The sequence below is a fragment of the Pseudarthrobacter sp. 1G09 genome, assembly GCF_050038305.1.
GTDB lineage: Bacteria > Actinomycetota > Actinomycetes > Actinomycetales > Micrococcaceae > Arthrobacter > Arthrobacter equi.
The window spans coordinates 347,060-361,419 of sequence record NZ_CP188306.1; the positions used below are offsets into that span (position 1 = coordinate 347,060).

12 protein-coding genes and 1 pseudogene are annotated in these 14,360 nt (G+C 66.7%); 5 read left to right on the forward strand and 8 right to left on the reverse strand.

What is annotated here, in order from left to right; genetic code table 11:
• Positions 1-383: 383 nt before the first annotated feature.
• Together ACP3TD_RS01575 and ACP3TD_RS01580 are read left to right on the forward strand one after the other, a co-directional pair.
• Positions 384-2,006, forward strand: coding sequence for a xylulokinase (locus ACP3TD_RS01575; protein WP_426765033.1), 1,623 nt, complete (start codon positions 384-386; stop codon positions 2,004-2,006).
• Entirely contained in the window at positions 2,003-2,932 is a 930-nt protein-coding gene (locus tag ACP3TD_RS01580; RefSeq protein ID WP_426765034.1) for an aldose 1-epimerase family protein, read from the forward strand. Before ACP3TD_RS01575 ends, ACP3TD_RS01580 begins: the two co-directional genes overlap by 4 nt.
• A gap of 29 nt (positions 2,933-2,961) precedes the next feature.
• Here ACP3TD_RS01580 and ACP3TD_RS01585 read toward each other — a convergent pair whose 3' ends face one another.
• Together ACP3TD_RS01585 and ACP3TD_RS01590 are read right to left on the reverse strand one after the other, a co-directional pair.
• Complete coding sequence (locus ACP3TD_RS01585; RefSeq protein WP_426765035.1) at positions 2,962-3,783, reverse strand: hypothetical protein; 822 nt, start codon at positions 3,781-3,783, stop codon at positions 2,962-2,964.
• Positions 3,780-5,513 (reverse strand): multicopper oxidase family protein, encoded by a 1,734-nt coding sequence (locus ACP3TD_RS01590; RefSeq protein ID WP_426765036.1) that lies wholly within the window; start codon positions 5,511-5,513, stop codon positions 3,780-3,782. Before ACP3TD_RS01590 ends, ACP3TD_RS01585 begins: the two co-directional genes overlap by 4 nt.
• Positions 5,514-5,763: 250 nt before the next feature.
• Between ACP3TD_RS01590 and ACP3TD_RS01595 the strand changes: the two genes are divergently transcribed.
• Both ACP3TD_RS01595 and ACP3TD_RS01600 read left to right on the forward strand, forming a co-directional pair.
• On the forward strand, positions 5,764-6,285 hold the full coding sequence (locus ACP3TD_RS01595) for a hypothetical protein (protein ID WP_426765037.1): 522 nt from the start codon (positions 5,764-5,766) through the stop codon (positions 6,283-6,285).
• Between the two features lie 101 nt (positions 6,286-6,386).
• A complete protein-coding gene (locus ACP3TD_RS01600) occupies positions 6,387-7,373 on the forward strand; it encodes an aldo/keto reductase (protein WP_426765038.1) in 987 nt (328 codons plus the stop codon).
• A 21-nt stretch (positions 7,374-7,394) separates the two neighbouring features.
• Here the strand turns inward: ACP3TD_RS01600 and ACP3TD_RS01605 are convergent, their stop codons facing one another.
• The 4 genes from ACP3TD_RS01605 to ACP3TD_RS01620 all read right to left on the reverse strand — a co-directional run bounded on the left by ACP3TD_RS01605 (position 7,395) and on the right by ACP3TD_RS01620 (position 13,062).
• Complete coding sequence (locus ACP3TD_RS01605) at positions 7,395-9,170, reverse strand: biotin carboxylase N-terminal domain-containing protein (RefSeq protein ID WP_426765040.1); 1,776 nt, start codon at positions 9,168-9,170, stop codon at positions 7,395-7,397.
• A complete protein-coding gene (locus ACP3TD_RS01610; protein WP_426765041.1) occupies positions 9,170-10,861 on the reverse strand; it encodes a carboxyltransferase domain-containing protein in 1,692 nt (563 codons plus the stop codon). The genes ACP3TD_RS01605 and ACP3TD_RS01610 overlap by 1 nt, the downstream gene beginning before the upstream one ends.
• A 19-nt stretch (positions 10,862-10,880) precedes the next feature.
• Complete coding sequence (locus tag ACP3TD_RS01615) at positions 10,881-12,230, reverse strand: MFS transporter (protein ID WP_426765042.1); 1,350 nt, start codon at positions 12,228-12,230, stop codon at positions 10,881-10,883.
• A gap of 73 nt (positions 12,231-12,303) precedes the next feature.
• A complete protein-coding gene (locus ACP3TD_RS01620) occupies positions 12,304-13,062 on the reverse strand; it encodes a LamB/YcsF family protein (protein WP_426765044.1) in 759 nt (252 codons plus the stop codon).
• 107 nt (positions 13,063-13,169) lie between these two features.
• Here ACP3TD_RS01620 and ACP3TD_RS01625 point away from each other — a divergent pair, with 107 nt between their 5' ends.
• Positions 13,170-13,847, forward strand: a complete 678-nt coding sequence (locus tag ACP3TD_RS01625) for a GntR family transcriptional regulator (RefSeq protein ID WP_426765045.1) — start codon at positions 13,170-13,172, stop codon at positions 13,845-13,847.
• A 96-nt stretch (positions 13,848-13,943) separates the two neighbouring features.
• Here ACP3TD_RS01625 and ACP3TD_RS01630 read toward each other — a convergent pair.
• Positions 13,944-14,012 (reverse strand): annotated as a pseudogene (locus ACP3TD_RS01630) (nucleoside deaminase); the annotation flags it as partial.
• Between the two features lie 49 nt (positions 14,013-14,061).
• Positions 14,062-14,208 carry a lmo0937 family membrane protein gene (locus tag ACP3TD_RS01635; protein WP_156368333.1) on the reverse strand — a complete coding sequence of 49 codons (147 nt, stop codon included), beginning with the start codon at positions 14,206-14,208 and terminating at the stop codon, positions 14,062-14,064.
• Positions 14,209-14,360: the final 152 nt, after the last annotated feature.

Consider the following 14,360-nt stretch of genomic DNA (forward strand, 5'->3'; position numbering starts at 1 on the left):
TTGCTGTCCCAGCTCGCGCGCGAAAGCACAGGCCAGTCGTACTGTATCGAGTGCGAAAGTTGACAGCTGCCGCTGCGGCACACAACTAGCCCGCGACACCAGTTTCCGGGGTTGCGAAAGATGCATCTGATGCAATACGGAGAGGTTTACCTTACATAACGTCGGTTATCGGCGCTACTCCAACGAAAGATGGAATGAATGCGTTGCGAAGGCCCGTCCATGCCTGGCCCCACCCCACGACGATGTTCAACCGGTCCGCAGCCACCCTATTCGACTCGGCCGGCCGGCATTGCCCCGATCGGGTTGCCTCTAGACGTTAGTTTCCAGATCGAGTAGTTTTGATGCGTACATGCTGTTAGCGCTAACAAAGCGAAGGACCCTCTGTGAGTACTCCCGGTGCCGATACCGCGGCCGAAGTCATCCGTTCCGGACGTGGCCGTCTTGGGATCGAGCTTGGCTCCACCCGCATCAAAGCTTGCCTGATTGGCGATGATCCCCGAACGGTGCTTGCCCTCGGGAGTTTCACCTGGGAGAACGCCTTGGAGGACGGCTTGTGGACCTACTCCCTCGAGGATGTGTGGTCCGGTCTGCAGGCGGCCTACGCGGATCTACTGGACGACGCCGAGAGCAGGCACGGCGTGCGGCCGCAGGTACTGGCATCGATCGGCATCTCTGCAATGATGCACGGGTATCTCGCCTTCGGCGCCGACGGTGAACTGCTCGTGCCTTTCCGGACGTGGCGGAACACGAATACCGGACCGGCAGCCCAGGAACTCACCACCCTTTTCGAGACAAACATTCCCCTGCGATGGTCCATAGCCCACCTGCACCAGGCCGTTCTTGACCAGGAACCGCACGTTTCCCAAATCGACTTCATGACCACCCTCGCCGGCTACGTGCATTGGCGTCTTACCGGCCGGAAAGTCCTTGGAATCGGTGATGCGTCGGGCATGTTCCCCATTGATTCGGCCACCAACACGTATGATGCGGAACTACTGAAACGCTACGACACACTCGTGGCGCGGACCGCGCCCGGACTGGAGGTTGGGCGGCTGCTACCTGAACCCCTGGTTGCGGGGACCAACGCCGGGCTGCTGACCGAAGCTGGTGCCGCACTGCTGGACCCAACAGGGGTGTTGCGGGCGGGGGCCGCGTTCTGTCCGCCCGAGGGAGACGCGGGAACGGGAATGGTTGCCACCTGCTCGGTAGCGCCGCGGACGGGCAATGTCAGTGCCGGGACCAGCATCTTTGCCATGGTGGTGCTCGAGCGCCCACTCGCCGGACTGCACCACGAACTCGACCTCGTCACCACGCCTGCGGGTGCCCCGGTGGCAATGGTCCACTGCAACAACGGCGCCAGTGAACTCGCGGCGTGGGTCCAGCTTTTCACCCGCTTTGCTGCGGCGGCCGGTGTTCCAGTGGACACGGACGCCGCGTTCAGTGCGCTCCTGCGTGAGGCCCTGGAAGGAGAGGCGGATGCCGGCGGGCTTCTTGCGTACAACCACCTTGCGGGCGAACCCATCGCAGGCCTCAGCGAGGGGCGTCCCCTTGTTGTCCGCGCCCCTGACAGCGACTTCACGCTCGCGAATTTCATGCGTGCGCAGGTCTACGGAGTGTTCGCCACACTGGCTCTCGGGATGCGGGTTCTCGCCAGCGAAAATGTCACCATAGACCGAATGTTCGCCCACGGAGGCGTGTTCCGAACGGCTGGCATCGCCCAGCGCTTCCTGGCCGGCGCGCTGAACGCGCCCGTTTCAGTGGCTGAATCCGCTTCCGAAGGCGGGGCGTGGGGGATAGCCGTACTCTCTGCCTTCGTCACCGACCCATCGGACGACCTCGACCACTTCCTCCGCACATCTGTCTTCGGCGGCGCCGAATTCGAGACGACGGACCCCCGTCCCGACGACGCAGCCGGGTTCAGCACCTACCTCGACCGATACAGCGCGGGCCTGGTGGTGCAGCGGACAGCCATCGACAGCCTCGGGCTCAAAGGAGCCACCCTATGACCGGCCATCTACAAACCGGCCGGGCGACTGTGACCGAGTACAGGATCCGGGCAGGTGAGTACACCGCCTCAGTCACTGCACGGGCGGGCGCCCTGCGGGAGCTTCGCCACGGGAAGCGGGACCTGATTGTCCCGTTCCCGGAGGGCGGTCCCATCCCTGATTACCGCGGCGTTGTCGCTGCCCCGTGGCCCAATCGGATCGCCGACGGCCGGTACTCGTTTGATGGTGCAGAGTACGAGGTGCCGGTCAACGAAACCGACCGTGTGTGTGCCCTGCACGGATTGGTGTACCCACTCGAATGGGCACTGGAGTCACACGATGAAGCCTCCGTAACACTCTCCTGCTCGCTAGGGCGGACGGCGGGGTACCCGCATGAGCTGCGTATTGTCGTCGAATACCGGCTCGGGGAAGACGGGCTCCACAGTACGGTCTCAGCTGAGAACCTCGGCAGTACGACGGCACCGTATGGAGTTTGCCCGCACCCCTACCTGCTGGCAGGGCCGTCACCACTCAATGACTGGACGTTGGAAGTCCCCGCGGGATCCTTCCTGGAGGTTACGCCGGACCGGCTCCTGCCGAAAGAAGTGCGCGGCGTTGATGGCCATGAGTTCGATTTCCGCGCCTCCCGCACCATTGGCGCGACGGAGATCGACCACGCGTTCACGGACATAAAATTCGACGACGGCGGACGGGCCCGCGTCCTTGTACACGACCCAATCGGCACCGGCGTCGGAATGTCCTGGGACCGTACGTGCCGGTGGCTCCAGATTCACACCGCGGACAAAAAGCCTCCGTTCCCGAACCGCCTGGGCCTCGCTGTGGAACCCATGACCTGCCCGCCCGATGCCTTCAACAGCGGTGTGGACCTGATCCGGCTGGAGCCGGGAGCGACCTGCACAGCGTCGTGGGGCATCTTCGCGGTCTGATCCTGGTTAACGATGGTTTCCCCGCCTGCTCAGCCGTGGGCGGTGGTGTGTGCCCCGCGTTGTGCCTCCGCCGTCCACGGTGGTTCCGTTTCCATGTCCACTCCGGTCCCGCCCGTGGATTCCGGTTCGACGGTGACGGCGGACGCCGACGTGTGAGCCGGGCGGGCGAGTCCTTCACGCACGCTTTCCACGATGTTGTCGGCGAGCAGGGGGCCGGTGTAGTTGACGCTGAGTTTGCCGTGGTCCGCCGTTACCCCGTAGCTCCCGAGCGCGTCTGAGAGGATTCCTTCCGTCTCGACCGCTGCCGCGAGTGCAGCGGGGTCGTCGGCCGGGATGGTGAAGCACAGGTCGTGGACCAGGGTCTGGAGGACGTGGAAGCCCTCCGCCCCCAGCTTGACCGTGTCCTCCCCGGCAGCCTGGCCGGCCACGGCCCGGCCCTCCTCAAGGGTTGCCGCGGCCGGTAGCGCCACAATCAGTTCGGGCATTACTTCGTCGAGGACCGCGGGCTCCAGTACGTCGGGGGAGATGTCGGTCAAGGCGAGGCCCAGCGGCGCGGCTGCGGCTTCCAGCTTTGCGCGGAGCCCTGCAAGGTCGGCGTCCATTTCGGAGTTGACGGCGATGACCACCCGGCGCCGGACCATGAGCCCGTCATAACTGACCACTGGCCTGCTGTTGCCGACGTCCAGGCCTTCTTCCGCTGACGCGCCCACGGTATCGGCAGTGCTGTTATCCGGTGGGGCCACCACCGCATCCTGGGCCGGGGGACTGTTCGGGCTGACATCCGCGCCGGTACATCCGGCCAACGCCAGGGAGAGCAGGGCCGTCGTCGTGAGCAGGACCTTGGTTTTCATCTCAGGTGCCGGCCGGGTAGGAGGGCTTGTAGGTTGAAGAGAAACTTCCTTCCGGGATGTTCTCGAGGATGGGCTTGTCGGCATTGATGGGATCGTTGTTTTTGAGATCCCCGACGGCGAACTGGACCATCATGTCGTGGTCTTCGTGAACGAGGTTGTGGCAATGGACCATGTAGCGTCCGCCCTCGTGTTTGCCGGTATCGAACTGCATCAGTACCGTGACGGATTCGTTCTCTCCGGCGTAGAAGACGTCCTTTGGGGCCGTTTTCCCAGGCAAAGGGTTTGCCTCCGTTGGTGTTGCGGCCAATGATTTTTCCGTCGATCAGGTGGATATGCACCGGGTGGAACCAGCCGCCGGATTCATTGACGATGGTCCACTGCTCCACCTGGTTGCGCTGCGGGTTGGCGAAGACCCGGGTGAAGTTGGATTTCTCCACGTCATCCCATGTCTCGCCGTTGATGGTCCATTCGCCGCTCTTGCGCTGGACCCGCAGAGTCCTCTTGGCGACCGCCATGTCCGGGGTGAGCGACATGGTGTCCAGGCCGCCGCTGGCCTTGGTGGGGTGTTCGCCGGGATCGAGGGTTTTTGGAATGGCAGTGATCGATCGGGACCCAGGCAGCAGGGAGGGGGAATCGGCCACGACCTCAAACTTCATAACTTTGCCGGTGTTGGCAAAGTCGATGTTGTTCTTGTTGCTGAGGTTCCGCAGCTCCACGCTCTGGCCGGGCTTGTACTTACGGAAATCGACCAGGACCTCGTAGCGTTCGGCGGTACCCTGCCGCCAGGAGGACACTGCCTGGACGGTGGGTGTGATCCCCGCGTCGGTGCCCACAACGTAGAACGGGTCCCCGGTGGATAGGGCGAAGCGGTAGGACCGGGTGATGGAGCCCACCAGGAACCGGAACCGGTAGATCCGCGGCTTGACTTTCATGGTTGGCCACGGCACGCCGTTGACCATGATGATGTCTCCCCACAGCCCGGAGTGGCCATTGTCGTTGTAGCCCAGGGACCCATCGGCGTTGAGCATCACGTCCGAAACAAGGATCGGCACGTCAAACTCGCCCTGTGGCAGCTGCTCGCGCTCGTGCTGGTTGGTGATGGAGTACGTGGCAGCGAGGCCCGAGTACACGCCCTGGGCTGTCAGCATGTGGTTGTGATCGTGGTACCAGAGAGTCCGGGCCGCCTGCCAGTTCGGGTACTGGTAGTTCTTCACGTTTCCGGGGGCGGTGCGGTCGTTTGCATAGCCGTCGTACTGGGGGAGCGAGGCCGAGCCGTGGAGGTGCGTCACTGTGTTGGGGGTGTCCGGATACAGTATTCCCTTGGCCGGCATCCTGTTGCTGATCCGCAATTCGCTGCGGGTGCCCTGTTCCACCCGGACAGTGGGGCCCGGGAAGATCCCGTTGTAACCGGCGAGCGTGGTCATCAGTCCGGGGGCGATCTGGGCCTGGCCCAGACGCTGGGACAGCGAGTATTTCGCGAACGGCTGCCCGTCCGGATCATAGCCGGTGGAGTACGGGACGAGCTCCGGCGGCCGCTTGAACACCGCACGGAACGGGACGGGCATGTTATTCGACGCCAACCGGCTCGGCGTAGAACCCGAGGACGAGGACACGTCATCGGACCCGCCCTTCGCCTGGGCCCCTGCCAGCCCAGTGGCCTGCAGGCCTGCCGCGGCCACAACGCCGCCCAGAACGCCGAACTTCAGAACATTCCTGCGTGTTGATTCCATGGGTTCCTCCACCTCGTCGTGGTAAGACCGAAAGCCGTTTATTGTTGCCCCGGGACAACAATGTGGCCTCCATGCTGGGAAAAACTTGGAGGCACCCCAAGCTTCCAACAGGCAGGCGGTGGGCGGCGGTTGTCTACTGGTCAGGAAGCACGGCGTGCAGCTTCGTGAAAGCTTCGTCCTGGCTGCAGCGGCTATGACGCGCAGGGCCGGGATCGCGAATACGGAGGGCCGGTTGTGCAACTATCGAGCCATGCCCCAACCCACAAATCATCCGGTAGCCGTCCGGGCGACCGCATTCATTCGGCCCTCGAGGTGGCTGCACCGCCCCCGGCGCCTGGTTCGCTACGACGCCTACTGGGCGGATGGGCACGTGGATTTCGGCGTGGACCTTCCCAAAGTGATGTACCGGGGCCATCCCGCAGACTTCGCCGGCGTGGATGAGAGCGTGCACGCCAATTGCCCCGAGGTTGGAACGGGCCAATGGGTGGACGAGGCCGGCCGCGTGGTGGAGGGCCCCGAAGCCACCGACCCGGGCCCGCCGGCGAATCGCACGGGAACGCCGCGGAAATACGGGGTCTCGAGATATCAGCCGAATATCAAGGCACGGCGTGCATGGCGCCTCGGAGGGGGAGCCGCCGGGCTTACCCTCGGCGTCCTGCTTCTGACGGGATCCGCCGGCGACGGGTTCGCCGGGTTTGCGGGGATGCTGTGCTCCATCTTTGGCCTGTCATCACTGGCCGGCCTGATCCCCGGCAAACGCCGGCCACGGTGAATCCCAGGGAGGTACTGGTAGTACCCTGAACGGCCGTCACTGCCGGCCAGCACAGAACCGGTGTTGCATTGAGGACATCACCGGCAACGAAAGGAACCACCATGCACACCAGGACACTTGGGCAGGGCTTCGAGGTATCCGCAATCGGCTTCGGCGCGATGGGGATGTCCCAGAGCTACGGCCCCAATCCGGGGGACCGCGCCGACATGGTCGACGTGATCCGGTACGCCGTGGACCAGGGCGTCACGTTCATCGACACCGCCGAGGTCTATGGCCCCTACGTCAACGAGGAACTCGTGGGCGAAGCGATCGCACCGATCCGCGACAAGGTGCAGGTGGCCACGAAGTTCGGCTGGAATATCGTGGACGGGCGGATGCAGGGAACCGACTCCCGGCCCGAGCAGATCCGGCGGGTCGCCGAAGGATCGCTGCGCCGCCTGGGCATCGAATCCATCGACCTGTTCTACCAGCACCGCGTGGACCCCGCGGTGCCCATCGAGGACGTGGCCGGCACCGTGGGCGAGCTGGTTGCCGAGGGCAAGGTCAAGCATTTCGGGCTTTCCGAAGCAGGAGCCGGAACCATCCGCCGCGCGCACGCGGAGTTCCCGGTGACAGCTGTCCAGTCCGAGTACTCGCTGTGGACCCGCGATCCCGAAGCCGAGGTCCTCCCCACACTGGCGGAGCTGGGAATCGGATTTGTGCCGTTCAGCCCGCTGGGCAAGGGCTTCCTCACCGGAACCGTGACGGCGGGCAGCGCCTTCGCCCCGGACGAAATCCGCTCGCGCATCCCGCGGTTCCAGGGCGAAAACCTGGCCGCGAACCAGGCCCTTGTGGACCACGTCCGCGCGCTCGCCGAAACGCGTGGGGCCACCCCCGGCCAAGTAGCCCTGGCATGGCTGCTGGCACAGCACCCCTTCATCGCCCCCATCCCGGGCACCCGCCGCCGCGAACGGATCGACGAAAACGCGGGTGCCACCGCCGTGGCACTCTCCGCCGACGACGTCGCGGACCTCAATGGCCTGGCCCGCAGGCTCGGCGTCGCCGGGGACCGCTACGACGAGAACGGCATGAAGATGGTCAACCTCTGACCCGTCCGGCCACCCGCGACGTCAGGAGATCAGCGCCAGCACGCCTCCCGCGGCAACCACGCCTCCGGCGTCCACCCGCACATCGTCAAGGGTGCCGGAGCGCTGGGCGGTGACTTGGGTTTCCATCTTCATCGCTTCAAGGACGACGACGGGATCCCCGGCCGCCACCTCGGCGCCCGGTTCGACCAGCCACTTCACCACAGTCCCGGCCATGTCCGCGCGCAACTCACCGGGGGCGGCGGCACCTGCGGCAGTGCCGCCGTCGTTCTCCGCGCCGGAGGGACCGCCCGCCGGGGTGACGCCTGCGGGAACCTGGCCGCCGGAACGCGCCCAGCCGTCCAGCAGCGCCGCGGGCAGCCCGACTGCGAGGCGCCGGCCGTCCACGTCAACGGTGATGGTGCGCCGCGCACCGTCCGGGACGGACGTGCCGAACTCCGGGTCCGCGCCGATGGTCTCGGCAAAGTCCGTTTCGATCCAGCGTGTGTGGATGCCGAGCCCCGTTTCGGACGTGAAATCGGAGGCCTCCACCACGGCGCGGTGGAACGGCAGGACGGTGGCAACGCCACCGATCCGCATTTCGGCCAGGGCCCGGCGTGCCCGGCGGAGTGCCTGCTGCCGGTCCGCGCCCGTGACAATCAGCTTGGCCAGCAGCGAATCGAACTGCGGCGCCACAACGGACCCGGCACGGACGCCGGAATCGAGGCGGATTCCCGGGCCGGTGGGACCGCTGAAGGCCGTAACGGTACCGGGCGACGGCAGGAAGCCGCGCCCCACGTCCTCGGCGTTCAGCCGGAATTCGAAAGCGTGCCCCCGCGGCGACGGATCGGCATCCCAGCGGAGCCGTTCGCCCGCGGCAATCCTGAACTGCTCCTGGACCAGGTCGATGCCCGTGGTTTCCTCGGTGATGGGGTGCTCCACCTGCAGGCGGGTGTTCACCTCGAGGAAGGCGACGGTGCCGTCGGCGGCCACCAGGAATTCGACGGTCCCGGCCCCCGCGTAGGAGGCTTCGCGGCAGACTGCCTTGGCGGCGTCGTAAATCTGGCGGGTCTGGCCCTCGGTGAGAAACGGGGCGGGGGCCTCCTCCACGAGTTTCTGGTGCCGGCGCTGCAGCGAGCAGTCCCGGGTCCCCACCACCACCACGTTGCCGTGCCGGTCAGCCAGGACCTGGGCCTCCACGTGCCGTGGCCGGTCCAGGTAGCGTTCCACGAAGCATTCGCCGCGGCCGAAAGCCACCACGGCCTCGCGGACTGCGGAGTCGAACGCCTCCTCCACCTCGCCCATTTCCCGGACCACCTTCAGCCCGCGCCCGCCGCCGCCGAAGGCAGCCTTGATGGCCATGGGCAGGCCATGCTCCTCGGCGAAGGCACGAGCCTCAGCGGCCGAGTCCACCGGACCGTCGCTGCCGGCCACCAGCGGCGCCCCCGCGCGCACGGCGATCTCCCGCGCCGTGATCTTGTTGCCCAGCTGCCGGATGGCCTCCGGGCTGGGGCCGATCCAGGTCAGCCCGGCGCCGATGACGGCTTCCGCGAAACCGGCGTTCTCGGACAGGAAGCCGTAGCCGGGGTGCACGGCGTCCGCTCCGGACGCGGCCGCAACGCCCAGCAGCTTGGCGACGTCCAGGTAGGTCTCCGATGGCGCGTTGCCGCCCAGGCTGTAGGCCTCGGTGGCGGCACCTACGTGCATGGCATCGGCGTCCACGTCCGCGTAGACCGCCACAGATTCGAGCCCGGCGTCCTCGCAGGCCCGGGCGATGCGGACAGCGATTTCTCCTCGGTTGGCGATGAGGACCTTGCGCATCAGTTGCTCACTTCGTCTAGGGAATCGTGGGGATGGTCGTGTGAGGTATCAGTGGAAGCTGGCAGCCCGGGCGCCCAGCGGAACCGGATGGAGCCGCCCACCGGGACCTGCGCGGCGAGGTCCAGGTGGTAGTCCGCCACCACGCCGATCACCGGGTAGCCGCCTGTGATGGGGTGGTCGGCCAGGAACAGCACGGGTTGGCCTTCGGGCGGGATCTGCAGTGCGCCGGCCATGGTCCCCTCACTGGGCAGCTCGCCGTCCCGGCTGCGGCGAAGCGGTTCGCCGGCCAGGCGCATGCCCACCCGGTTGGACCGGGGAGTCACGGCCCAATCCTGGCTGCACAACGATTCCAGCGCCGCCGCATCAAACCAGTCGTCACGGGGACCGGGCACAATGTCCAGCACCGTGACCGCGGCATCGGGGTAGTCGGGCTGCAGCTCGGGGTTGCCCACCACGTTGGATGTTGTGGTGGCTCCGGCGCCGAGCAGTTGCCCGGCGGCCAGCGGCGCCGGCCCGATTCCGGACATGGTGTCAGTGGACCGGCTGCCGAGCACGCTTTCTGCTTCCACGCCGCCGCGGATGGCCAGGTAGGTGCGGAAGCCCTTTACCGGGGCGCCCACAGTCAGGGTTTCGCCGTCCAGCAGTGCGAAGGCGGTGGCCATGGGCACGGTGCGCACCTCTTCGGGCCAGCTGCCGTCTTCGGCGTCGTCGGTTTCGGCAGCGGACGACGCCGTCACTACAGTCAGTGCCGACGGCGCCCCGGTGACGGCCAGCACTTGGTCGCCCACGGCCTGGACGCGCAGGCCGCCGGCAACGCTTTCGATCACGGCGGCGGAGGGGCCGTTGCCCAGCACCCGGTTGGCGCGACGCACCGAGGCGCGGTCCAGCGCACCGGCTGATGACACGCCGAGTCCAGCATGTCCGGGCCGGCCCAGATCCTGGACCAGGCTCTGGAGCCCGGGGGAAAGGATGCGGAGGCCAGACTGTACGCCGGGATGCCCGGAGGTTCCGGCAGGCGCCGCAGGGGCGGCGATCTCCACGAGTTCCCGCACCGCACGGAACTGGACGCGGTCACCCGGAGCGGCCAGGGCCGGCTGCTCCCGGCTGAGGTCCCACATGGGTGCCGCGGTGCGGCCGATCAGTTGCCAGCCGCCCGGCGACTGCCGGGGGTAGACGGCCGAATAGTTGCCGGCCAGCGCCACGGACCCGGCAGGCACAGCGGTGCGGGGTGAACTCCGGCGCGGGACCTCCAGTGACTGGTTTTCGCCCACCATGTAGCCGAACCCGGGGGCGAAGCCACCGAAGGCCACCGTCCAGACCTGCCCCGTATGGGCGGCCACCACTCCGTCAGCCCCCAGCCCGGTGAGCCTTCCCACCTCGGCGAGGTCCTCGCCGTCGTACACGGTGTCGATGGTGACCAGCGCGCCTTCGGTGTGGGACTGGACCGTCAGGTCCATCGCCAGCAAACGGGCAGCCATCCGGCGTGCCGCCGCGGGCGAATCCGCCTTCACCATCACGGTTTCGGCAGCGGCCAGGACATCCACCTGGCCGGGCAGCGGCGCCTCCAGCAGGAGGGACTGCAGGGCCAGGACATCGTGGAGGCCGGAGAGTTCGGCGAGCACCGCCGTGGTGCCTACCGGCCGTACGGCCAAAACACGGGATGCCGTGGTGGGGCTACTGACTGTTTCCATGGGGACCGGGCCGCGCCGTTCAGGCGTGGCTCTCCTTTGCGCTGTTGTCGAGCAGGCGGACATCTTCCTCAGGCTGCGGATCGCGGCCCAGGCGCATGCCCACGATGGTGATGACCGCGGTCAGGGCGAGGTACCCGGCAATCAGGTGCCAGCCGCCGGAGGCCGCGCCGTAGAGGGCGGTGAAGATCAGCGGGGCCACGGCGCCGCCGATGACGCCGGCCAGGGTGTAGGCGAGCGAGCTGCCGGCGTAGCGGAGGCGGGCCGGGAACTGCTCGGTGATGAACGCGGCCTGCGGGCCGTACATGAAGGCGTGCAGGGCCAGCCCGATCACCACGCCGATGGTGAGCATCAGCACGGACTTGCCCTGGATCATCAGGAAGAACAGCGGAATGTAGATGGCGGTTGCGGCGGCGGCGATCCCGTAAACCCAGCGGCGGTTGAACCGGTCGGTGAGGGCGCCGGCGGCCGGGATAAGGAAGAGCTGGAACGCGGAACCGATGAGGATGGCCGCCAGGACGTTGCCGGTGGTCATGCCGAGTTGCTTGGTGGCGTAGACGGCCACGAACACGGTAAAGAGGGCGTACAGGACGTCCGGGCACAGGCGGGACAGGGCTGCCGAAACGAGGGCCTTGGGCTCCTTGGTGAAGACTTCCTTGATGGGTGCCTTGGGGCGGTCGCCGTGGGCCTGGATGGCTTTGAAGACCGGGGTTTCCTCAAGCTTGAGGCGGATCAGCAGGCCGAAGGCCACCAGGACCGCGGAGGCGAGGAAGGCGACGCGCCAGCCCCAGGACAGGAATGCTTCGTTGCTGAGCGAGGCGGCCAGGACGGCGAGGACGCCGTTGGCCATCAGGTTGCCGGCGGGCGGGCCGATCTGGGCGGCGGAGGACCAGAAGCCGCGCTTGTTGGGATCGCCGAACTCGCTGGAGAGCAGCACCGCGCCGCCCCATTCGCCGCCTACGCCGATGCCCTGGGCCAGGCGCAGGAGCACCAGGATGATGGGGGCGGCGATGCCGATGGCTGAGTAGTCGGGCAGCGCGCCGATGAGGACGGTGGCGGCGCCGATCAGCACCAGGGTGAAGACGAGGACATACTTGCGGCCCACCTTGTCGCCCAGCCGGCCGAACACCACGCCGCCGATGGGGCGGGCCAGGTAGCCCACGGCGAAGGCCGAGAAGGACAGGAGCAGCCCTACGAATTCGTCATCCGAGGGGAAGAAGATCTTGGGGAAGACGAGGGCCGAGGCCACCGAGTAGATGGCGAAATCGTAGTACTCGAGCGAGGTGCCGGTGAGGCTGGCGACGTAGGCCTTCAGCGCGCCGGCCGGCGGCTTCCTTGCCGCCGTCTTTGCTGCCTTGTTGGTGCTGGTCATGGGTTCCTCCGGGGGTGAGGGTGGTGCGGGGCCTGTTGGCCATGGATACGGGGGCGGTAGCCGGGCGGACTGGCTAGGCAAACGCGCCGATGCTGATGCCGGCGTCGGCGAGTGCGGACTTCACGGCGGTGGCCATTGCGACCGCCCCTGGGGAGTCACCATGCACGCAGATGCTTTCTGCGCGGATCTTAAGGATGGACCCGTCGATGGTCCTGACGGACTGTTCGGTGGCCATCCTTAATACATGCTCCGCCACTTCGGCGGGATCGTGGAGGACTGCGCCCGGCTGGGTACGGGACACGAGGGTCCCGTCCGGGTTGTAGGCACGGTCCGCGAAGGCCTCGGTCACTGCCCGCAGGCCTGCTTCCTCTGCCAACCGCAGGACTTCCGAGCCTGGCAGCCCCATGATGGGCAGGCCGGGGTCCACGGACTTCACGGCGTCGACGACGGCGCGCGCCTGGGCGGTGTGCGACACAATCGCGTTGTACAGGCCGCCGTGCGGCTTCACGTACTGGACTTTCGTTCCTTCGGCAGCGGCCAATGCCTGCAGCGCACCGATCTGGTACACCACGTCGTCGGCCAGTTCGCCTGGGCTGATGTCCAGGAAGCGGCGTCCGAAGCCTGCGAGGTCGCGGTAGCCCACGTGGGCGCCGATGACGACGCCGGCGTCCGCCGCGTTCCGGCAGGTCCGGCGGATCACGGTGGGGTCCCCGGCATGGAATCCGCAGGCCACGTTGGCGCTGGACACCGAGCTGAACATGGCGGCATCATCGCCGAGGGTCCAGCGGCCGAAGGACTCGCCGACGTCGCTGTTGAGGTCGATGGAAGTCATTTGTGATCCCCGTCTCATTGGTTGGTCATATCTAGGATGCACCAAATCTACGGATTGTTCAACAATCCTTCGATTCAACGATGTGACGATCGTGTAAATTCTCGGGTATGGCCACTCTCGATTCCGCTCCCGCTTCCGCAGGCCGCCTCCGGGTGGCCGTGCCCTCCGTGGCTGAACGCGTGGCCCGGGAACTCCGCCGGCAGCTGGCCGAAGGCGCGTTGATCCCGGGGACCAGGCTCACCGAATCCACCATTGCCGAGGACCTGGGCGTCTCCCGGAACACGGTGCGGGAGGCGTTTGCGGAACTTGCCAGCGAGCGTCTGGTGGTCCGGCACCCCAACCGCGGCGTCTTCGTCGCAAGCCTGGGGGCTGAGGACATCCATGACGTCTACACGGTCCGGCGGTTTATCGAGGTCAGCGCGATGCGTGGTGGGGGCAGCCCTGAGGATGTGGCCGCTGTCCGGGCCGCGGTGGAGGAAGGCAAGCGCGCTGCGGCGGCCGGCGACGATGAGGCCGGGGGGACCGCCAACCAGCACTTCCACGGTGCCATCGTGGCGATGGCCCGGAGCCCGCGGCTGAACACGGTCATGGCCCAGGTGCTGGCCGAGATGCGCCTGTTCTTCCACAAGGCCACCGCTGATGCACTGTTCTACCAGCGCTACCTGCCGGACAACGAAGCAATCTGTGAGGCGTTGGAAGCCGGCGATCCGGACCGGGCCGCCGATCTCCTGCTGGCCTACCTGGACCGTTCCGAGGACAACCTGGCGGCAGTGCACGGAGAGTAGGCCGGCGGCATGGTGCCGCCGGATCCCGGGCTTACTCGGCGATGTCCTCTGCCCAGAGTTCCGGGTTGTTGTCCTGGAAATCGCGCATCATGTCCACGCTGCCCGGAGCGCCGACATTTCCCCGTGCGCTATCGGATCGCTGTTCTGGACCCGCTCGTTGTGGCCCCTGGGCAGCCGGGACCTCCTTGCTGTTAAGCCGGACTCGGGGTTTTCGTCAGGCGCGGGTCCTGCCGCGGACGAAGTGGAAGATCAGGACGACGACGGCGACAACCAGCAGGATGTGGATCAGGCCGCCGCCAATATTGGCGAGCAGTCCGAGAAGCCACAGAACGGCGATGATGATGGCAATCCAAAGCAACATGGAATTCTCCTTGTGGGTAAATTTCGGATGGAATTGTGCTTTAGCCCGCGGATTTTCACATACTACGCCCGGCGCAATCCCCGGACGCCAAACACCGCGCTGTTAATTTTCCAGACCCCGCCGCGGGCCGATCCGCGGCCACCATGCGGGGG

Bases quoted from the DNA above. Each gene is read 5' to 3' on its own strand.
- ACP3TD_RS01580 (WP_426765034.1), top strand. From the start codon at position 2,003: ATGACCGGCCATCTACAAACCGGCCGGGCGACTGTGACCGAGTACAGG.
- ACP3TD_RS01605 (WP_426765040.1), bottom strand. From the start codon at position 9,170: ATGCGCAAGGTCCTCATCGCCAACCGAGGAGAAATCGCTGTCCGCATC.
- ACP3TD_RS01610 (WP_426765041.1), bottom strand. From the start codon at position 10,861: ATGGAAACAGTCAGTAGCCCCACCACGGCATCCCGTGTTTTGGCCGTA.
- ACP3TD_RS01635 (WP_156368333.1), bottom strand. From the start codon at position 14,208: ATGTTGCTTTGGATTGCCATCATCATCGCCGTTCTGTGGCTTCTCGGA.
- ACP3TD_RS01585 (WP_426765035.1), bottom strand. From the start codon at position 3,783: ATGAAAACCAAGGTCCTGCTCACGACGACGGCCCTGCTCTCCCTGGCG.
- ACP3TD_RS01600 (WP_426765038.1), top strand. From the start codon at position 6,387: ATGCACACCAGGACACTTGGGCAGGGCTTCGAGGTATCCGCAATCGGC.
- ACP3TD_RS01620 (WP_426765044.1), bottom strand. From the start codon at position 13,062: ATGACTTCCATCGACCTCAACAGCGACGTCGGCGAGTCCTTCGGCCGC.
- ACP3TD_RS01615 (WP_426765042.1), bottom strand. From the start codon at position 12,230: ATGACCAGCACCAACAAGGCAGCAAAGACGGCGGCAAGGAAGCCGCCG.
- ACP3TD_RS01625 (WP_426765045.1), top strand. From the start codon at position 13,170: ATGGCCACTCTCGATTCCGCTCCCGCTTCCGCAGGCCGCCTCCGGGTG.
- ACP3TD_RS01590 (WP_426765036.1), bottom strand. From the start codon at position 5,513: ATGGAATCAACACGCAGGAATGTTCTGAAGTTCGGCGTTCTGGGCGGC.
- ACP3TD_RS01595 (WP_426765037.1), top strand. From the start codon at position 5,764: ATGCCCCAACCCACAAATCATCCGGTAGCCGTCCGGGCGACCGCATTC.